This window comes from Pseudomonadota bacterium (assembly GCA_026388215.1).
Taxonomy (GTDB): domain Bacteria; phylum Desulfobacterota; class Syntrophorhabdia; order Syntrophorhabdales; family Syntrophorhabdaceae; genus JAPLKF01.
Genome location: JAPLKF010000164.1, coordinates 26,425 through 44,635 on the forward strand (window position 1 = coordinate 26,425; position 18,211 = coordinate 44,635).

22 protein-coding genes are annotated in these 18,211 nt (G+C 45.3%); 7 read left to right on the forward strand and 15 right to left on the reverse strand.

Annotated features, from left to right (window positions below; genetic code table 11):
* Positions 1–105: 105 nt before the first annotated feature.
* The 5 genes from NTU69_09360 to NTU69_09380 all read right to left on the reverse strand — a co-directional run bounded on the left by NTU69_09360 (position 106) and on the right by NTU69_09380 (position 4,181).
* Positions 106–1,278: an ATP-binding protein gene (locus tag NTU69_09360; GenBank protein MCX5803716.1), complete on the reverse strand. Its 1,173-nt coding sequence runs from the start codon at positions 1,276–1,278 to the stop codon at positions 106–108.
* Between the two features lie 483 nt (positions 1,279–1,761).
* Complete coding sequence (gene lexA / locus NTU69_09365; protein MCX5803717.1) at positions 1,762–2,346, reverse strand: transcriptional repressor LexA; 585 nt, start codon at positions 2,344–2,346, stop codon at positions 1,762–1,764.
* A 99-nt stretch (positions 2,347–2,445) separates the two neighbouring features.
* Positions 2,446–3,192 carry a nucleoside phosphorylase gene (locus NTU69_09370; GenBank protein ID MCX5803718.1) on the reverse strand — a complete coding sequence of 249 codons (747 nt, stop codon included), beginning with the start codon at positions 3,190–3,192 and terminating at the stop codon, positions 2,446–2,448.
* Complete coding sequence (locus NTU69_09375; GenBank protein ID MCX5803719.1) at positions 3,176–3,667, reverse strand: HIT domain-containing protein; 492 nt, start codon at positions 3,665–3,667, stop codon at positions 3,176–3,178. Before NTU69_09375 ends, NTU69_09370 begins: the two co-directional genes overlap by 17 nt.
* A gap of 1 nt (position 3,668) precedes the next feature.
* On the reverse strand, positions 3,669–4,181 hold the full coding sequence (locus NTU69_09380; protein ID MCX5803720.1) for an HNH endonuclease: 513 nt from the start codon (positions 4,179–4,181) through the stop codon (positions 3,669–3,671).
* A gap of 210 nt (positions 4,182–4,391) precedes the next feature.
* Between NTU69_09380 and NTU69_09385 the strand changes: the two genes are divergently transcribed.
* Both NTU69_09385 and NTU69_09390 read left to right on the forward strand, forming a co-directional pair.
* Positions 4,392–4,832: a hypothetical protein gene (locus NTU69_09385; protein MCX5803721.1), complete on the forward strand. Its 441-nt coding sequence runs from the start codon at positions 4,392–4,394 to the stop codon at positions 4,830–4,832.
* Positions 4,833–4,852: 20 nt separating this feature from the next.
* Positions 4,853–5,335, forward strand: coding sequence for a ferritin family protein (locus NTU69_09390; GenBank protein ID MCX5803722.1), 483 nt, complete (start codon positions 4,853–4,855; stop codon positions 5,333–5,335).
* A 6-nt stretch (positions 5,336–5,341) separates the two neighbouring features.
* Here NTU69_09390 and NTU69_09395 read toward each other — a convergent pair whose 3' ends face one another.
* The 7 genes from NTU69_09395 to NTU69_09425 form a co-directional block, all read right to left on the reverse strand.
* Positions 5,342–5,731: a hypothetical protein gene (locus tag NTU69_09395; protein ID MCX5803723.1), complete on the reverse strand. Its 390-nt coding sequence runs from the start codon at positions 5,729–5,731 to the stop codon at positions 5,342–5,344.
* Between the two features lie 25 nt (positions 5,732–5,756).
* Positions 5,757–6,359: an ankyrin repeat domain-containing protein gene (locus NTU69_09400; protein MCX5803724.1), complete on the reverse strand. Its 603-nt coding sequence runs from the start codon at positions 6,357–6,359 to the stop codon at positions 5,757–5,759.
* A 50-nt stretch (positions 6,360–6,409) separates the two neighbouring features.
* Positions 6,410–6,763: a hypothetical protein gene (locus NTU69_09405; GenBank protein ID MCX5803725.1), complete on the reverse strand. Its 354-nt coding sequence runs from the start codon at positions 6,761–6,763 to the stop codon at positions 6,410–6,412.
* Positions 6,764–6,914: 151 nt separating this feature from the next.
* Complete coding sequence (locus NTU69_09410; protein MCX5803726.1) at positions 6,915–7,424, reverse strand: ferredoxin:glutaredoxin reductase; 510 nt, start codon at positions 7,422–7,424, stop codon at positions 6,915–6,917.
* The gene (locus tag NTU69_09415; GenBank protein ID MCX5803727.1) at positions 7,421–7,696 is read right to left on the reverse strand and encodes a glutaredoxin family protein; all 276 of its coding nucleotides are present in this window, start codon (positions 7,694–7,696) and stop codon (positions 7,421–7,423) included. Before NTU69_09415 ends, NTU69_09410 begins: the two co-directional genes overlap by 4 nt.
* Before the next feature lie 51 nt (positions 7,697–7,747).
* Positions 7,748–8,155: a cell envelope biogenesis protein OmpA gene (locus NTU69_09420; protein ID MCX5803728.1), complete on the reverse strand. Its 408-nt coding sequence runs from the start codon at positions 8,153–8,155 to the stop codon at positions 7,748–7,750.
* 61 nt (positions 8,156–8,216) lie between these two features.
* Positions 8,217–9,416 (reverse strand): aminopeptidase, encoded by a 1,200-nt coding sequence (locus NTU69_09425; protein ID MCX5803729.1) that lies wholly within the window; start codon positions 9,414–9,416, stop codon positions 8,217–8,219.
* A gap of 162 nt (positions 9,417–9,578) precedes the next feature.
* On the opposite strand from NTU69_09425, the gene NTU69_09430 reads away from it, so the two are divergent.
* A complete protein-coding gene (locus NTU69_09430; GenBank protein MCX5803730.1) occupies positions 9,579–11,159 on the forward strand; it encodes an adenosylcobalamin-dependent ribonucleoside-diphosphate reductase in 1,581 nt (526 codons plus the stop codon).
* On the opposite strand, the gene NTU69_09435 is transcribed toward NTU69_09430, so the two are convergent.
* Genes NTU69_09435 through NTU69_09445 form a run of 3 tightly spaced genes read right to left on the reverse strand, consistent with a single transcriptional unit; the run spans position 11,156 to position 12,798 of the window.
* A complete protein-coding gene (locus NTU69_09435; GenBank protein MCX5803731.1) occupies positions 11,156–11,323 on the reverse strand; it encodes a hypothetical protein in 168 nt (55 codons plus the stop codon). The two genes, NTU69_09430 and NTU69_09435, sit on opposite strands and share 4 nt — an antisense overlap.
* A gap of 19 nt (positions 11,324–11,342) precedes the next feature.
* Complete coding sequence (locus NTU69_09440) at positions 11,343–11,603, reverse strand: hypothetical protein (protein ID MCX5803732.1); 261 nt, start codon at positions 11,601–11,603, stop codon at positions 11,343–11,345.
* Positions 11,539–12,798, reverse strand: a complete 1,260-nt coding sequence (locus tag NTU69_09445) for an MFS transporter (protein MCX5803733.1) — start codon at positions 12,796–12,798, stop codon at positions 11,539–11,541. Before NTU69_09445 ends, NTU69_09440 begins: the two co-directional genes overlap by 65 nt.
* A 206-nt stretch (positions 12,799–13,004) precedes the next feature.
* Between NTU69_09445 and NTU69_09450 the strand changes: the two genes are divergently transcribed.
* From NTU69_09450 to NTU69_09465, 4 genes are all read left to right on the forward strand, one after another.
* Entirely contained in the window at positions 13,005–13,805 is an 801-nt protein-coding gene (locus tag NTU69_09450) for an IclR family transcriptional regulator (protein ID MCX5803734.1), read from the forward strand.
* Positions 13,806–13,816: 11 nt separating this feature from the next.
* Positions 13,817–15,838: an FAD-dependent oxidoreductase gene (locus tag NTU69_09455; protein MCX5803735.1), complete on the forward strand. Its 2,022-nt coding sequence runs from the start codon at positions 13,817–13,819 to the stop codon at positions 15,836–15,838.
* Positions 15,835–17,280 carry a hypothetical protein gene (locus tag NTU69_09460; GenBank protein MCX5803736.1) on the forward strand — a complete coding sequence of 482 codons (1,446 nt, stop codon included), beginning with the start codon at positions 15,835–15,837 and terminating at the stop codon, positions 17,278–17,280. Before NTU69_09455 ends, NTU69_09460 begins: the two co-directional genes overlap by 4 nt.
* A 98-nt stretch (positions 17,281–17,378) precedes the next feature.
* Positions 17,379–18,206: a hypothetical protein gene (locus tag NTU69_09465; GenBank protein MCX5803737.1), complete on the forward strand. Its 828-nt coding sequence runs from the start codon at positions 17,379–17,381 to the stop codon at positions 18,204–18,206.
* The last annotated feature ends 5 nt before the right edge of the window (positions 18,207–18,211 follow it).

Sequence of the window (18,211 nt, forward strand, 5' to 3'; positions counted from 1 at the left end):
CTGCCACTCTGCTTATCTTATTACATAAAGAAGGCTCTTTGTCTTATTCCCTATTCTTCTCTTTTTCTATTATAGACCCCATTGGTTTGCAAGGCCTGTTGACATTTAAGCATATTCGCTCTTCACATGCTGGATGAAATAATCTAACCCTGAAACAGTTACGCCTTCTTTCATCAGGTATGATTCATCTACAGGAGCAATAATCCATGCTTTTTGAATATTCATATCTTCAAGGGCATTCCAGAGCCCTTTTGTCACTGTTGGAGCTTTCGACGATTTAAACTCAACGGCAATCTTTTTTCTGCCTCTTATTAGAATCAGGTCGATTTCATTACCCGATGATGTCCTGTAAAAAAAACTTTTCCAGCCCGCTAATTCAGCCAATATGTTCTCAAGTGCAAAACCTTCCCAGGAGGCTCCAAAAACCGGATGCCCCAGCAACTCATTAAAATCAAATATTTCCAGCAAACTATGAAGTAACCCTGAGTCCCGGATATAAACCTTAGGTGATTTGATAATTCTTTTTTTTACATTCACTTCATAGGGTTGGAGAGTACGGATTATAAATGTCTGTTCAAGGAGGTCAATGTAATTCCTGATAGTGTGATAAGAAACTCCTAACGCATCGCCAAGCTTGGAGCTATTCAAAAGCTGCCCCTGGTTATGTGCACACATTGTTAAAAACCTGCGAAGCTTAAGGGCAGGTATATTTATCCCCAGTTGCGGAATATCCCTTTCAACAAAGGTACGGATAAAATTCTCTCTCCATCTATTGCTCAGGTTGTCATCAATAGATAGAAAGCTGTCAGGGTATCCTCCACGAAACCAATATTGTGTGATATTGTATTGCGGTAAATCCCTGATTTCCGATATAACAAAAGGGGTCAATTCAATAAAAGAGATTCTTCCTGCTAAAGACTCAGAACTCTGCCGGATCAGGTCTCTGGAAGCAGAACCCAGAATGAGGATCTGGCCATTTCTTCTATTCCGGTCTACAATGCTCCTGAGCACTGGAAAAAGGTCCTGTCTAAACTGAATTTCATCAAGACAGACAGTTTTATTTTTGTTAACATCAAAAAAGAGTTCGGGATCATCAAGCTTTCTAAGATCAGAGGGGCTTTCAAGGTCAAGATAGATAAAATTCTCTATTTTTTCTTTCAACATTTTTGCAAGTGTAGACTTTCCGCACTGACGGGAGCCAAGAATAGCAACAACTGGAAAAGAACGAAGGTCTTCCAAAATAGTGAATTCAGAGTTTCTTTTAATTAAAGTTTGCATATTAGAATTATAACTTCTATTTTACAAACTTTCAAGTTTTTTTGCAGGTTATACCAAGTTGCGATTAGTCGAACACTGTAGTTATCCAGGAAGCCGTCTCCTCCATTCGCTTGCTCAACATTTCTACCCTTTCTAAGGCTTGCTTCACTCTCATTCGTAAACTTGCTCGACCCATTTCATGGGTACCCCTCGCTTCGGACATACTCATGAGCCCCTTTCAGGGGACATTTCGCTTCGCCGAGAAGGGACTACAAAATGTTTCGATGCTCATTCCAGAGAAGCCTTCCTTCCGGACAATTCTCTATTCGGTGGCTATTAGATCGCAACTTGGTATTACTAACGAAAATAAGAGACGAAGGGCGAGGAATGAATAAAGACCGAAAGATAATGTACAAAAAACAGGGAAACGGAGATTGGGGAAGCGGTGAGAAGGAGAAAGAGAGAAAGACGAACCCCGAACTCTGAACTTAAACGACAACCTGTTCACTCGTAACTCCTGAGCAGCGCCACTACCTTCCCGATAACTTCTAATCTTTTCCCATCCTTTTCTTTGATAATCAAGGGTTCCATGTCTTTATTCGCAGGCAGAAGCATAACTTCACCGTTATTCCGTTTGAACCTCTTTACAAGAACCTCCCCGTCAATCACACACGCTATAATATCTCCATCTCTCACGACCTTCTGGGGCTTCACAACCACTATGTCTTTGTCTCTTATTCCATCTTCTACCATACTAGCGCCTTTTACTTTCAGGAAAAGGTGCTCAGCATTGAGGAACTTATCAAGCTCAATATAGTCCTCTATATTTAAGGGCGCCATAGGGCTTCCTGCTGAGATTTCTCCGATGACAGGAAGCTGAATGTTCCTTAATATTCGTAGCCCCCTTCTCTTCCCTTTATCCCTTTTTATATATCCTTTCTTTTCGAGGGCCACAATGTGGTCAAATACGGTTCTTACAGATTGTATCTTGAAAAAGGACGCAATCTCTCTTAATGTTGGAGGGTATCCATTCTTGAGCACCCCACTCTGTATATACCTCAGTACCTCAGATTGTCTTTTTGTCAGCACTGTTAACTCCCTGCGGGATAATTATGAATGTAGAATGTAGAATGAAGAATTTTAATATCTTTCCATTTTTAATTCTTAATTTTTTATTCTTCATTGTCTTTAGCATACCGCCTCTTTTAGCATAAAATCTGATAACTTTCTTACCCCTTCCTTAAATGGTTTTGCAAAGAAACCGCTCTTCCAGCTTCCATCTCTGAATAAATCAGATATAACCAAAAGTGCAATACCTTTCAACCCTCTGTATTTGCATACCGCATAAAAGGAAGCTACTTCCATCTCTACGGCAGAAATACCCATCTTTCTGTACTTTTTAATTTTGCTCTGCGTTTCTCTATAAAGTGCATCACAACTCCAGACAGTGCCCTCGAAAAAGCCCCATTCTTTTATGCAATACTTCCATACTTCAAACCAGTCTGAATAAACAAAGGCCTCCCTGTCTTTTAAGTAATGATAAGAAATACCATCCTCCCTTAAGGCACCTCTTACGAGAATAACATTCCCTATTTCTAAGTAGCTATCTATGCCCCCGCAATAACCCCATAAGACAAATTCCTTAACACCGAAGGTAGAAAGTTCTTCAACTGTAGCAGCAATATTCGGGCCACCTAAGTAAGACCTGATTATAACAGTATTGCTTTTCTCAATCCTGTATATGGGTCTGAAATGGGACCATGCACCTATCATGTTACCTTTTGATTTATTCAGTATAGATTTAAGGTCCCCTGTATTGAATGTGATTATTACCCTTTCCGGAAGAGAAAGCTCCTCCCTCTTTTTTCCTGTAAACGTTGACACAATATCAGCGGGGGTTAGAAGTGGTGGGGAGGGATCAAAAAACCTTTTCAATAAATCTTCTCTTCAGCTTTCTATATGTTTCATCAAGGTGTTCAGAGATTACCCTAATCTCACCCACTACAGGCATAAAGTTTGTGTCGCCAAACCATCGCGGGACAATGTGTATATGAATGTGTTCTTCAAGCCCGGCACCGGCTGCTCTCCCCACATTAATGCCTATATTCAATCCATCAACCCTGAACTCTTCCTTGAAAATATCCACCATGATTTTTACAAGCTTCATCATGTCGAGGGATTCCTCATCAATCAATTCCTCAAGCAATCCTACGTGTCTCACAGGAACCACCATAACGTGGCCATTTGTATACGGGAACCTGTTCATAACAACAAATGCCTTTCCCATCCTTCCTATTACAAGCGCCCTTTCATCATCATCTTTATCAACACAGAGAAAACATTTGTTATCCCTCTTATTAATAGAGCCTGTAATATATTCAATCCTCCATGGCGCCCATATTCTATCCATATTAATCCCTCGAAAATACGTAATCTTTCCAGTATTCTGGAACAACCTTTACACCGATGTGAAGCATGAGCATATAAAAACTATTTGGTCTTGAAGGTCTTTTTCTTGGATACATATCCACTTCATCCGGGAGTTTATCGCTCTTTCTAAGATTACAATGTATGCATGAGGTGACGATATTTGACCACTCTGTTACCCCGCCCCTTGATTTAGGAACTATGTGGTCACAGGTGAGACCTTTGGGGTCAAACCTCTTTCCACAATACTGACAGGTATAGTCATCCCTTAAAAATATATTCCTTCTTGAAAACTTCACACTCATATGATTATTACGAACGAGCCTTAAGAGCCTCATAACAGCAGGCTGCCTGATGCTTATGGAAACGCCCCTTATTTCTCTCTCATACTCTCTTAAGACCTCAACCTTTCCGAGAAACATAAGGGTTACGGCTTTCTTCCATGACAGCACGCTTAATGGTTCAAATGTTGTATTCAAAAGAAGGGTTCTATCCATAAATCTTTTGAAAATTAACGTTTTTTTGCCTGATTGTCAAGGTTTTTCAAATAGTTATAGACTGATAAGCCGATGGCTGATAATCCATAAAGACATGACCTTACCCACCTGCTTATAACAGCTGAAAAATTTTACTTTTTTCTGGTCTTACAGGTTATATGTATGATATTAAAAAATGTGTATAATAAATTTAATAAAAGGGGTGAGGATATGCCTGTTCAAGGTGACGATGATAAACAAGGGAAAGGCGGGGAAGAATTTTGGAAACCCTTAGAGAATCAAGAGAAGATTAAAGAAAATGGGGGGATTAAAGGTATGTTAAAAAACCTGCCAACGACGACAATAATTCTTGTTCTGTTGATTGTGATTGTCGGTGCAGTGGTTGTTTCCATGGCGTTAAAGGTTTCAACACTTAAGGCAGAGATAAGTGAAATTAAAGGATTGAAAACACAGATAACGGCGATTGAAGCCAAACTGGGGGAGATTAATAAGGATAGAGACAGAATAAAAAATGATTTAACCCAGGTCAGAGGGGATTTAGAAACCTTTAAGGCCCAGAAGGCACAGGCTGAGGCAGCGCTCCAGAAACAAATTACAGCCAGAAAAAGGGCTGCTGCTCAAAAATCGGTTCCAAGGGACAAAAGGCCTTAACCCTTAAAAAGGAGGGGATAATGAATATTTTTGAAGCCGCTGATATCTTTCAGTTTGCCATCAGAATAGAAGAGAACGGTGAAATATTTTATCATAGGGCGGCCCTTATCGCAGACGATAAAAACATAGCAGATATATTTAATCATCTTGCCGATGAAGAGATAATACACAAAAGAATATTTCAGGATCTATTGTCAAAAGTAGACGTGCACAGACAACCGGAAAGTTATAAGGGAGAATATATTGCGTACCTTCGTGACTATATAGACAATAAGGCTGTTTTTACAAAGGAGGTAAGGGACAGTGAATTATCAAACGTTCATGACACCCTGTCAGCAATCAACTTTGCCATGCAGAGGGAGTTAGACTCTGTTCTTTATTACCAGGAAATAAAGCAGTTTGTACTGGAAAAACAGCACGGTTTGATAGACAAAATCATTGAGGAAGAAAGGGAACATTTCTCGAAGCTCTCGACCATTAAGAAAAGCTACACAGAAAAGTAGATTCTTTTATGGACACACATTATCGCGTAAGGCACCTATCATAACCCCTGATGGAATATAACTTGCTGGCGGATTGTCTTTGATGTCTTCGTGTCTTATTGGTGCGTCTTTTTTTGTACTGTCTTCGGTATTGGATAGGATAGTGATAGTATATTTTCTGGAAGAACAGTTTATCTCGAATTGTAATTTAGACCTTTCTTGTTCTTCTCCATCACGTATCTTCTCCACTGTCTTTTGCCAGACCCTGACAATATTTTTTTCAGGACGTTCAATACTTTCTTTATCAAAAAGATATTCTTCTCCTGATTCAGCTTTGTAAAACAACTTCCACTCTGCCCCTTCTGATATTGAATAGCCAGCAGTAATGAACAGTCCAGCAAAAATAATGACCAGCATCTTTTGAAAAAAACTCATTTGAGGGTTACTTTCCACCTTGTTCCTGTCTTTTTTGCTCCATGTAGCTTACAACCCGGAGAAGTCCTTTTCCCTTTGCAATATCAAAGGCTGTTTTATTCTCTTTATTTGCCGCAGTCAGGTCTGCACCTTTATTTATCAGGATATTGGCCATGCCTACGTACTTGTTTGAACAGGCACACATAAGGGGGGTATTATTGGCGCTATCCCTGGCATTTATATCAGCACCGTACTCTATCAATAAGCTTGCTATCTCTATATGCCCATTTTTGCATGCATTCATAAGCAGGCTATCACCACTACTGTCCCTTACATTCACATCAACACCTCTGGCAGTCAATAATCTAACTGTTCCTGTATGACCATTCCAGCAGGCATATACAAGAGGTGTATTGCCAAGTTTATTCATTGCATTTACATTGGCTCCACTATCTATCAATAACCTTGCTGTGTCCGTAAAACCGTTCATGCAGGCATACATAAGGGGGGTAGAGCCGTTGTTATCGGCAGCATTTACATCGGCGCCCTTATCTATAAATAGTCTTACATTATCAATATCGCCTTTCTCACAGGCCTTAAACAAAAGTTCTGTGAATTGACTGCCCGTCATAAATTATATTATACCATGAATAGATTAAATAGAAAAATCGAAAAATTTCTTCAAGCCTCAAGGAGGCTGTGATACCAGGGAAAATGTATCATAAGTTTGTCTTCTATATCGTTCAGTATCAACTGTGCCAGTTCCACCGGTTTATTAGCCTTTTCAAATCCCTCTGAACTAAATCCTCCTTCGTTTTCCCCTAATATCAGAAAATTCCTAATTCTTGCCGGTCTCCAGGTTAACATTGCCTTTACGGTTTCTGCTACTATGTCCTCTACTTCGATTTTTCCTTTTTCAATTCCCCAGAGCGCCAGTTGGGCGATATAAGGTGACATAGGATCAGGCCTTTCCCCTGCCTTCTCGAGCATCTCCTTTGCCTTTTGGCTGACCGGCAGTCTATTCAATCTTTTCATCTCTTCCTGCAACCTTTTTTCTTTTTGCAATCAAGACCTTGCCATTTTTCTTAATGACAAAAGCGGTAACTATTATGGAGTCAGAACCCTTAGCCTTAAGTCACGGCTACCTTTTATTCCTCCATGGAGATACTGTTTGGTGGTCTGGACGTTAAAGAAATTGCTCAAATCGCTCCTTTTTTGCCTTGCATATAGGACAGACTTCAGGAGGTTGCTCCCTGGCGCATAAATAGCCACAGACCTTGCATCTCCATAGAGGATAAGGAAGTGTACCAGGACCTTTAAGCAGGGGTTCTGCCTTCTTCCCTCTTTCTTCAGGCGAGGGCCTCCTTTCAGGAATTGACGTTATCTTCTTTTCCCCCTTGAGGCCAGACAGGGATACATACAGGGCACAGTAGCAGACGCCATGTTCATTTAAATCGAGGTCACGGTAATCGCAAGGGCATATAATATCAACATCTTCCAGCCTATTGTTAGATGCCAGCCTGCAGGGGCATGCATAGTATCCATACCTCCTTTGATTTAAAAGCAGGCCTCTGACGAGTTCTTTTGCGAAGTCTATATCAGGATTGAGATGGTATCCCGATGCTTCAGCATCTTTCGATAACCTATCGTAGAGGCTTTTCACCTCTTCCACACTAAGAGGTTTATCATTACTCATAATCCAGCTGCCTCCCTTATCTTCTTTTCATCATAACCAACTATACATTTCTCTCCATTTATTACAATCGAGGGAAATGAACAGCTCGGATTCCATCGTTTGATTTCCTGTATGGTTTTTTGCCTTTCCTCACCTTTTAGGGCGTCCACATCCACATAATCATAGCCCACGCCGAGGTCTTGAAGAAAGGCCTTTGTTTTTTTACACCAGACGCATGTGCTCAGTGTATAGATAATTATATTTCCCCTGTCACTCCCATCAACATGTTTCATAGCCCTAACATCACCCCCTATCGTTCTGTTCTATATTGAATGTTTGTTTAACTATTGCCAGCCAATTGGCTCGTAACCCTTTTCTCTGAGACAGCGGTACACAAAGTTTTTATAAACCGGAGTTGGTTTTGATGCCCTGGATACTCCATGTATAAGTCCTGATGCTGCACCTGCTGCTACACCCACTCCTGCACCTCTACCCAGATTGCCAGTCACAGCACCTGCTGCTCCTCCAATAACCGCACCAGCCGCTCCACCAGCCGCTGTGCTTTTCGCAGCCTCCAGACCAGCATCAGATTTAACGTATTCATCGGCCTTACTTTCGCATTCTTCAATATCCCTTTGAGCCTTTTCTTCCCCTACCATTTTAAGATATGCATTAGGGTAAAGGACAGGTCCCTGGGATGCACAACCTGTCAAAAGGAGAATGGTGATTAATATAAGAAATCTTTTCATCATGTTATTCCCCACATCCAATTTTAACCGTTTGCATGGAAATATTCAAGGTTATCCCTTTTTCCTAATATTTGAACATACCATCTTCATAGATAGTTATCTTTTTTCCAGAAGCAAGGCGGGCAGTCACCCTCTTCTTTTCCGTGTTGACAAAATCCCAGTGAAGGGCTGAATCGTTAAACCCCATCTCCTTTTTTATCTTTTTTGTCATCTCAGCCGGGTTCCCATCATACGTGTCGCTGTAAGAGGCTCCCAGGGCGATATGGCAGTTTCCAAAATTACCGCCATGGTTTTCATCAAAGAGTGTGTCTGCCATAAATCTATCAATCCTTGAGAATCGTTTATCCGTGAGTGAAAATTCTCCGACCCTTGATGCCCCCCTATCCATGGATAGCTGTTTTACGACAAAATCCTCCCTTTTCTCTGCCGTAATTTTCACCACCGATCCTTTTTTAAATGTGAGGTGCACCCCCTCAACATAGTTTCCGCTCCGGAAAGAGGGGAGATTCGCATAGTACGTCCCTTCAGTTCCCCGCCAGTCAGGGGAGAGAAAGATCTCAAAGCTCGGGATGTTATGTCCGGAGATACCCACCCATTTTCTCTTATTTCCCAATGTAATCTTTAAATCGAAGTTCCGGGACTCTATATGGAGGTATTTTACCTCAAGGCTATTCAACCATTTCTTGATGTTACCCACATGCCTATAGATTGAGTTCCATTCCAGAACCGGATTATCCCTGTCAAGATAACAGGCCCTTACAATCTGTTCCGTGTACCCTTTCAGGGTTATCTTTGCCTCTTTGGCCAGTTCAGGGGTAGGAAGTGTACAGAGTGTCCAGCTATAGAGCCCTTTCTCCTCGCGGGCATCCAGGATATCGCGGAGAGGCTTTCTAAAAATTAGGACCTTTCCGATTTTCACCGGGTCTATGTCCTTGAGATGGGTGAGGAATTCCGGGGCACGGAGAAAAACCCTTCCGCTTAAATTCTCGCAGAGCTCTTTCTCCCCCGGTGCCTGGAAGATGAGCTGCCTTCCATTGGCCTTTTTATAGAAGTTGTGTTCCATACCAGAGGTCAGGCCCATTCGCTGGATAGGATTCATCCCCATATCAAGGATTCTGTCATACAGGATTTCAGCGAGTTTGATGGCAGCGGGGTCATATTGCAGAAGGATAATATCGTTCTTCTTAAACTTACCCTTTCTTGCCGTTTTAAGTCCCCAGAGAAGTACATCTGCGTATTTATCGAGCTTAATATCTGTGAGCATTGTACTCGTCCTCCTTGCATTCTATTTATATCAGACCTTTCCCCTTTCTTCAACCTGTGGTCCAAAAAAGTTATGGGATTCCCCTGCCTTGACGGAAAAAGAATAATGGGTTAGTCTTACATAGAAGTTAGAGGTAAACCCGTTCTTTTTAAGGAGGGTAGGGTGTTAGACCAAAATGCACTCCATGTCCTTAAGAAAAGGTATTTTATCAAGGACGAAAAGGGTAATCCAATAGAAACCCCTGAAGGGTTCTTTGCGCGGGTTGCAGGTTCCATTGCCCGGGCAGAGGAGAATTACAGGGAAGGACAGCGCGAAAAGATGGGAGAAGCCTTTTATCAGATGCTCTTAAATCTTGAATTTCTTCCCAACTCACCAGCACTTATGAATGCGGGCAGGGAACTCGGACAGCTTGCTGCCTGCTTTGTTCTGCCCGTTGAGGATTCCCTTGATTCCATATTTGATTCGGTAAAACGGACGGCCAAGATTCATCAGTCAGGCGGTGGAACAGGGTTCTCATTCTCTAAACTAAGACCAAAAGATGACATTGTGGCTTCTACCATGGGTGTTGCAAGCGGACCTGTATCCTTCATCAGGATCTTTAACATGGCAACGGAGGTGATAAAGCAGGGTGGCACAAGAAGGGGTGCAAATATGGGTATGCTCCGGATAGACCATCCTGATATAGAAGAGTTTGTAACAGTGAAAAGAGACCCGAGGGAGCTTGTCAACTTTAACCTTTCCGTTGCGGTGAGCGATGCATTTATGAAGGCCTATAAGTCGGATAGTGAATTCCCCCTTATAAGCCCGAGAACAGAAAAGGTTGTAAAGAAGGTACGGGCCCGTGAGCTTTTCAGGCTCATTGCGGAATCAGCATGGGATTCAGGTGAACCAGGCGTGATATTTATTGACACGATAAATAGATTTAACCCCACACCTCATATCGGAGAGATTGAGGCAACAAACCCCTGCGGTGAACAACCACTGCTGCCGTATGAATCGTGTTGCCTTGGCTCAATTAACCTCTCAAGGATGGTAAAGGATAATGCGATTGACTGGGAAAGACTGAAGGAGCTTACCCACCTTGGGGTTAGATTCCTTGACAATGTGATTGATGTAAATAAATATCCCCTCCCGGAGATTGAAAAGATAACAAAGGGTAACAGAAAGATAGGCCTCGGTGTGATGGGATTTGCCCACATGTTGATCAAACTGGGAATACCTTATGACTCGCAAGATGCAGAGAAAATTGGTGGCCAGGTAATGGATTTTATTCAGAGGGAGTCAAAAATAGCTTCAAAGGCACTTGCCGATGAGAGAGGTCCTTTCCCAAATTACAGGGGAAGCATGTGGGAAAAGAACAACCTTTTACAGCGAAACGCCACGACAACAACGATCGCACCCACAGGCACCCTGAGTATTATTGCAGGCACTTCAAGTGGTATTGAGCCCATCTATGACATCACGTATACAAGGATCCTCTTCGGTGATATACAGGTTGAGATTACTGACCCTCTCTATGCAAAGATGAAAGGGAGGCAGGGCGAATCTGAGAAGATAGTCAAGCTTTTCAGGAAGGCGTACCAGATTTCCCCATTTGATCACTTAAAAATCCAGAGGGCCTTTCAAAACCACGTTGACAATGCAGTTTCAAAAACAATAAACCTTCCCGAGAGCGCCACACCCGAAACAATACTCAATATTTACCTCGAGGCGCACCCTCATCAATCCTCAGTCTTTTTCTAATTTTTCAATTTCATTGTATCGTCAAGCCAATCAAGGATACGTTCATTAGAGATCACATTGGCCCCGATCTGGCAGTGTTCTTCCGCCCCTTCCTTTTCTGTAAAGAGTATAAAGTCCTTCGGGCATGTGAGGGCATTATACAACTGTATAGCCTGACCAGGCATATCCTTGTCCTCCTCTGAATCAGTAAGCGAGCATACGGCACCTGATTTTGTCCGCTATACCTTTCATCGTATAGGCGCGGGTCATAAGGAGCCATTCGTTCGGTGAGGCTGCCTGGAACGTAAACATTCCGTTTCCGATACTCCATCGAAGAGAAGGATTTTTCTTCATCTCAATATAGAGCGATTTATCAATTTCTTCCGAACCCTCTTTTGTATCAAGGGATTTCTCTTCCTCCTCCGTGAGGAGATGCCCCTCGCCGGCCCTTAATGCTCGCTGCAATGAACCACATCATTGAGAGCACCTGTAGCGCGAGCATCAGACCAAAGCCTACCTGGTAGGCAACCGGCTCATAACCTCTATCGGTAGCGGGAGACCACAGATTGATCACCTCACCAATACCCCACTGCCCGCCAAAAGCTACCACAAATACCATCACATTTAGGCCCGTGTTTACCCTTCCAGCAAGATTCTCCGGAAAACTCTGGGACAGGAATGCATATGTGATTATACTCGTGGTCCCAAAGAATCCAAATAGTATCCAAATAGACAATGTGAAAGGCGTCCATTGCAGGATAATCAGTGCCTGAACAACCATGAACACACTCATACCGGAAACGGCCACATGTAAGGGTTTTATCCCCAATCTGCTCAGGCATTCTACCACGGGCCCCAGCAGGGCGAAGCCAAAAAGCACCGCCGTAGCAATAGATAAAAGTCCATTGGCAACATTCATCCGATCTAAACCTGCCACGTCCCGCAGCCAAGGCCCTGCCCACAAGGTTTGTATGGCGAGAAATGTGGCTTGGGACATCGCAGCCCAGGGCGCGATTCGCCAAAAAACAGGGCTTGTAAACACCTTGACGATGCCGCGTAACTGACCCTTCAGGTTGGCGTCCGCTCCTTCAGCCTTCCGATCCGGGACCACAAAAAGTATGGTGGCAGCTGTTGCCAGGGTGAGCACCGCTAACACCGTGAATATACCTCGCCAGTCTGTGACCTGCAAAGCTGCCTCTACGGGTGCAGTACCCGCAAGTGCACCAATCCCCCCCCCCGCCATTTGAATGCCATTTATAAGGTGTAATCGTTCTCTGGGGAACCAGATCACATAGGCTGTGAAGGCTGCCATCAAACAGGACGAGACGCCAAAACCGATAAGGGCACGACCGACGATGAGGCCCCGGACGCTTTCCGCTCTTGCAAAGACAAAGGCTCCGATCGCGGCAAAAACCAGGAGGCAAGCCTCGGTTTTTCGTGGCCCGAAACGATCAAGCAGCACTCCCAGGGGGAGCTGAAAAGCGGCGAAAGTGAGGAAATAGACAGAAGTGAGAAGACCCAGATCTGCAGGATTTAGGCCTAGGTCTGCCACCAGATTAGGGGCAATGACCGCATTAACGACTCGATAAAAGTAGGAGATAAAGTACCCTATGGCAAAAGGTAGAAAGATACGTAGCAGGTATGCGCGTGAAGTAGTCAATAGCTCACCTTTTAGTATTTCGGGTATTTTAACATCCTTCTTAACTCTACACCGCCGGTTACGAAAAACTCCTGTTACCTAAAATTCCCTGTTACCTAAAAAATTCTCTTGACAAGAATACAAGTTAATATATAACATAATTTCTATAATATGACACATAGATATTACAATGTGAAACTTTTTAATGAAACTGAAGAGATCTTCCTATGAAAAATTCCAGAACGTATCAAATTAAGGTGTTGGATAAGGTGCTACAAATACTGGGCCTTTTTGATGAGAAAGGGAAGGAGTTAAAGGCCTCGGAACTCCACGAGAAACTGGGTCTTAATAAATCCACAACCTTTCGCATTTTGAACACATTAGCAGAGGCTGACTATCTTGAGAGAGATCCTCGCTCCCGTAAGTATCGCTTAGGGTTCAAGCTTTATTTCTTGGGCTCATTGATCGAAGGCCCCAATGAAATTCGCAAAATAGCTCGTCCGTTCTTGGAGGATCTACTACATAAATGTGAAGAAACCGTCCACCTCACGGTCCTTCATCATGGGGAAGCCCTTTACCTGGACAAGATTGACGGAAAGAGGTCCGTCCGCGTTGTATCCCGGGTCGGCATGAGACTCCCGGCTCACTGCTCAGGGGTGGGCAAAGTATTGCTTGCCGCTCTTCCAATAGAGTCCTTAGATAGGATTATCAAAGAAAAAGGCTTGAGTCGGTTGACAGACAATACCATTACTAACGAGAAAAGCTTAAAGGCTCAACTAGCCAGGGTTCGAAAGCAAGGTTACGCCATTGATAATGAAGAGATCGAAATCGGACTGAAGTGCATTGCGGCTCCAATAACAGATTCAAAAGGTAACATAATTGCAGCTATCAGTGTAGCAGGACCCAAAGACCGGCTCAAGGAAGAAGCGACAATAATCCCACTTGTCATGGATACAGCAGCGGGCATTTCAAGGGCCCTAAAGGAAAGAGGCTTCGAAGCGGCATTTTTGTGTTCAGAAGCCAGATAGGAGAGTTGGAAATGAAAAGAGTAACCACCAAAGCGGCGTATGACTACAGTAAGTGCACAGGATGCCACACCTGTACCTATGTGTGCCCTTTCTTCGTCGTAACTAATCCCGTTGACCGTCCGTTGGAAAAGGACCAGACTCCTCCCTGTAGCAACGAGTGCCTCGCCTTTAATGATGTTGAAGGTTTTATCGATCTTGCCGGAGAGGGAAAATTCTTCGAAGCTTGGAAACTCATTAAACAGAATAATCCTTTCCCATCCATAACCGGTAGGGTCTGTTATGCCCATTGTGAAGCAGGCTGTAATCGGGGGGGCTTCGATGAGCCGATCGCCATCAGTACTATCGAACGTTTCCTGGGTGACATGGCGTACCAACGTGGCTGGAAATTGCCTATTCCGGAGACGCACAAAGAGGAACGGGTCGCTATCATCGGATCAGGGCCTGCGGGCCTGTCGTGTGCCTATCACTTGTCCCTCTTGGGATACCGACCTGTGGTTTTTGATGAAAGGCAAGCCGCCGGCGGAATGCTTCGGGTGGGCATACCCGAATATCGCTTACCCATAGCGATCCTTGATCGGGAGATCCAGGACATTGAGGAAATGGGGATTGAGATTCAGCTCGGACGAAAAATGGGTAGAGACTTTTCTTTTGAGGACCTCCAAAAGAAGTATGACGCCCTGTTTGTAGCAATTGGAAGCCCGCAAAGCAGACCCCTGAATGTTCCCGGAGAAAATCTGCCGCAAGTTCTTCACGGACTGGCGTTTCTGGAGGAAGTGAAGTGCGGAAGGGCTCCGGCAATAGGCCCGCGCGTTGCCGTGATCGGGGGCGGAAATACTGCTATTGATGCTGCCCGGTCCGCTCTGCGGCTGGGAGCAGAGGTAACCTTGATCTATCGTCGATCCCGGGAAGAAATGCCGGCGAACTCAGAGGAAGTTATAGCTGCAGAGCAGGAAGGGGTGCGGATCAACTTCTTACAGACTCCGGTTGGCTTCGCTCCCCGTAACGGCGGAGTGGTCATGAGAGGAGTGCGCATGCAGCTCGGGGAACAGGATGAGACAGGTCGAAGGCGACCCTCCCAGGTCCCCGGTTCTGATTTTGACATGGAATTCGACCACGTCATATTAGCGATTGGCGAAGGTCCTGATGCCGCTGTTGTTCCGAAAGAAATCTCCGACAGTGATGGGAAAGTAAAGGCGGACAACCGGGGATTGACAGGCATTAAAAAGGTGTTCAGCGGCGGAGATGTGGTGACAGGTCCCGCCTTCGTTTCCAAGGCCATTGGTATGGGCAAACGTGCAGCACAATCTGTTGAGGATCACCTTCAGAAGGGTTATCCCCGGACGGACCGGAATATCAAGGTCATCCTTCTCAAAGACATGAACATCGATTATTTCGATCGACAGTCCAGGGCTCCAGTGCCTCATCTAAGCTGGTCAGATGCGCGAAAGAGTTTTACCGAGGTCAAGGGGGGATTGTCAGAACAATTGGTGCTTACTGAGGCATCTCGATGCCTTCACTGCGCGGTTCCGCCTGTTTATGATGAAAAGCGCTGCCTGGGGTGCAGCAATTGCGAGCAGCGCTGTCCCCACCAAGCCATTACGATGGTCCGCCGAGATGAGCCATTCGTGGTGGGTGTTGACATGGCTACGGTAGATGCAGGGCGTGTGCGCGAACTTTGCAGGAAAGCGCGGTTTAATCCTGAACAAATCGTCTGTTACTGCACGGAAACACGTGCCGAGGAAATTGCCGCAGCGATCCTGAAAGGGGCCGACAGCCCGGCGGCGATAGGGGCTATGACCGGCGCCGGTTCGGGCTGCTCTGTAGAGTGCATCCAGCCAATGCTTCGGTTTTTGGAGGCTGCCGGAATCGCTGTCATCCCTCCCAAAGGGACGCAATGGTACGGAAGAACGACGACGGCCTGGGAGATTTCCAAGAAGATAACTGAAAAGCCGTCCTACCAAAAATTCCACTTTAAAGACGATCTCAATCTCCTGAATCGAGTTGTAGAAAAAGAAGAAAGGAGGAAGCCATGAGAAGTGGACCTATTCAGCCCGCCGGGCTCAGGAAATCTCAATACGGTGTGGATCCGGCCCTTGTCAAGAAACGGGGCGCAGAACTGCCAGGGGTGGTCTCTGTGCTCATAACCGATCTCTTTCCCGACCTTCCACAAACCATTTATCCAGGAAAGGAAGGAGTTTCTGCTATACGCCAAGAAACTGAATCGGCACTGGCCAAGGTGGACTTGAGCCGCATAAAACGCGGGCAGACTGTGAATGTTCTTGCATCGCATCATGGGTTCACCATCCTTGGTGGGGAGCCGTATGCAGAAATGATCCGGACCATCAAAGACGTCGTCGCAAGCCGCACCGGTGCACAGGTTCGGCTGAGAGCCGGTGTTGGATTGCGGTTTCGCGAGACTGAGGAATATATTAGATCCTTTGGCCTCGACACGCACTTTCAAGGTCAAGCCATAGGCATGGCCCCTATCGACCGCGGAGTTGCCATTGAGACCGAAATCGGGACTCTTTATGGACTAAACAAGGCCTATGATGCTGACTGGATTATACATGCTCATAATAGCGATGTCCGGGAGATTCATTTCCATCGTCAGGTGGATAGAGCCATAAAACCTTTTGCAATGTCCTATGCGAGAATTGAGACTCGCTCCACTTACCACCAAAACCTTGGGCCGCGGGGAGCGAACTTTGTGGCCCGGGCTATTTTCAATTCGGAATTTGTACAAAAGAAATTCGCCTTCGCGTGCTTCCTAATCATGGCTCCGCACGGGGTTGTCAAGGTGGATGCAGATAATGATCTAGATGCTCTCGACCAAAGGGTGAACGTAGCAGGATTTAAGTACTATGGGAAAGTTCTCAATCTCTTTGGCGAGATTGATGCCTGCATTGCGGTGCTAGATTTTTCATGTCCCGTTTGCTATGTGTTTGCTGGAGGGGTAATTTACGCAAACTTCCTGGGAGCGAATCGTGATCTCTTTGATCTAGAAGAGACTCCCCTTCCCTCTTACACGTGGTATACCGAGGCCTTCTACAATCGAAAAGGCAGGCCTATGCTTTCAGAGATTCCCCCGGTGAATCCGGCAATAAAAATGGTGGTTCAAAATCACGCCTGGGGCGGATACCCCAGCAAATTTTTTGCCGAACATGTTCCAACGATAGTTGTAGGCCGAGAGCAGGGCGATCTTTTCAACATGGATTCTCAAAACCTCAGGTACATGGAGCATGCTGTTACTGCGGATTCGCTAGAAAGCGCCATGGATTTTGCTTACCGAGTTACAGGGACGGACCAGGTGATCATCTTTGACGGCGCTGCGGGCGGCTTCAACCTCAGCGCCTCACTTGCCAAGCGGCTTGAGAAAGCCGCTCCCGAGGTTAGCAGGCGAGTAGAGAAAGAGCTTCTGCCCAAATGGATAAGGCAGAGGGGAATCGATTCTGAGGTCCTTAGCATGCTGCCCTGAGAACAAAAATTAGGAGGATTACGGTTAACATGAACAGTACGGGATATCTCCTTCAAACAGCGAAGTTGTTGGACCTCCGACGCGAGGAGGGCGGCTCCGTGTTTGAAGAAAAGGGAATGGACAGTAGCAACGACATCCGTGTGCAGATCTTCCGGGGTCACATGGCTCGTCGCATCACCGGCTGTATCGTGGTTGAAGCCGCAGGGGTTCTAAGCGGTATCCAGCGAGCCCGTCATCAGATGGAATTACTGGGGCTCTCTTTAGTCTCGGATTTGACGGACGGGACGCCTCTTGACGAGGGACAGGAATTTGCCAGGGTAGTCGGAAATCCTCTTCAAATTGCACAGGCAGAAGAAAGAATAATTGGGGTCCTTTCAAAATCATCTGGAATTGCGACAGCTGCCCGACAGGCTCGGCTCCTAGCTGGAAAAAGATGCCGTGTCGTCTCGGGTGGCTGGAAAAAGATGCCTTTGGAGATCAAAAACCAGGTCCGGCAAGCGCTACTCGATGGTGGCATAGATACCCGTATGTACGAAGATAACTTTGTATACTTGGACAAGAATTATGTCCGTATTTTCGGTGGAGTAGCGAAGGCCATCCGTGCGGTGGCTTCGTTGGGGCGGGCTGTGGTAATTCAAGTCCGGGGGGAATTTGAACCTATACGCGATGAGGCTGTAAAGGCTGCTCAAATGGGTGCTTCCGTGGTGATGGTCGATACCGGTCGCTTGGATCACTTGACCCAGGTGATCCAAGCATTGAAAGACACTGGTTTACGTTCCAGAGTACGTATAGCCTTTGCCGGAAATATATCACTGTCGAATCTTGAGAATTTGACCCAGATGGACCTGGACGTTGTAGACATCGGATACGCTATTCTTGATGCCCGTTGCTTACGAATGCGCTTTGATGTTGTTAAGGTGGAGTGAGAGAA

Excerpts from the sequence above, each read along its gene's own strand:
- NTU69_09410 (MCX5803726.1), bottom strand. The coding sequence starts at position 7,424 with ATGAGTAATGATAAACCTCTTAGTGTGGAAGAGGTGAAAAGCCTCTAC.
- NTU69_09415 (MCX5803727.1), bottom strand. The coding sequence starts at position 7,696 with ATGAAACATGTTGATGGGAGTGACAGGGGAAATATAATTATCTATACA.
- NTU69_09375 (MCX5803719.1), bottom strand. The coding sequence starts at position 3,667 with ATGGATAGAATATGGGCGCCATGGAGGATTGAATATATTACAGGCTCT.
- NTU69_09435 (MCX5803731.1), bottom strand. The coding sequence starts at position 11,323 with ATGCCTGGTCAGGCTATACAGTTGTATAATGCCCTCACATGCCCGAAG.
- NTU69_09380 (MCX5803720.1), bottom strand. The coding sequence starts at position 4,181 with ATGGATAGAACCCTTCTTTTGAATACAACATTTGAACCATTAAGCGTG.
- NTU69_09400 (MCX5803724.1), bottom strand. The coding sequence starts at position 6,359 with ATGACGGGCAGTCAATTCACAGAACTTTTGTTTAAGGCCTGTGAGAAA.
- NTU69_09420 (MCX5803728.1), bottom strand. The coding sequence starts at position 8,155 with ATGATGAAAAGATTTCTTATATTAATCACCATTCTCCTTTTGACAGGT.
- NTU69_09395 (MCX5803723.1), bottom strand. The coding sequence starts at position 5,731 with ATGCTGGTCATTATTTTTGCTGGACTGTTCATTACTGCTGGCTATTCA.
- NTU69_09385 (MCX5803721.1), top strand. The coding sequence starts at position 4,392 with ATGCCTGTTCAAGGTGACGATGATAAACAAGGGAAAGGCGGGGAAGAA.
- NTU69_09450 (MCX5803734.1), top strand. The coding sequence starts at position 13,005 with ATGAAAAATTCCAGAACGTATCAAATTAAGGTGTTGGATAAGGTGCTA.
- NTU69_09455 (MCX5803735.1), top strand. The coding sequence starts at position 13,817 with ATGAAAAGAGTAACCACCAAAGCGGCGTATGACTACAGTAAGTGCACA.
- NTU69_09390 (MCX5803722.1), top strand. The coding sequence starts at position 4,853 with ATGAATATTTTTGAAGCCGCTGATATCTTTCAGTTTGCCATCAGAATA.
- NTU69_09405 (MCX5803725.1), bottom strand. The coding sequence starts at position 6,763 with ATGAAAAGATTGAATAGACTGCCGGTCAGCCAAAAGGCAAAGGAGATG.
- NTU69_09425 (MCX5803729.1), bottom strand. The coding sequence starts at position 9,416 with ATGCTCACAGATATTAAGCTCGATAAATACGCAGATGTACTTCTCTGG.
- NTU69_09460 (MCX5803736.1), top strand. The coding sequence starts at position 15,835 with ATGAGAAGTGGACCTATTCAGCCCGCCGGGCTCAGGAAATCTCAATAC.
- NTU69_09360 (MCX5803716.1), bottom strand. The coding sequence starts at position 1,278 with ATGCAAACTTTAATTAAAAGAAACTCTGAATTCACTATTTTGGAAGAC.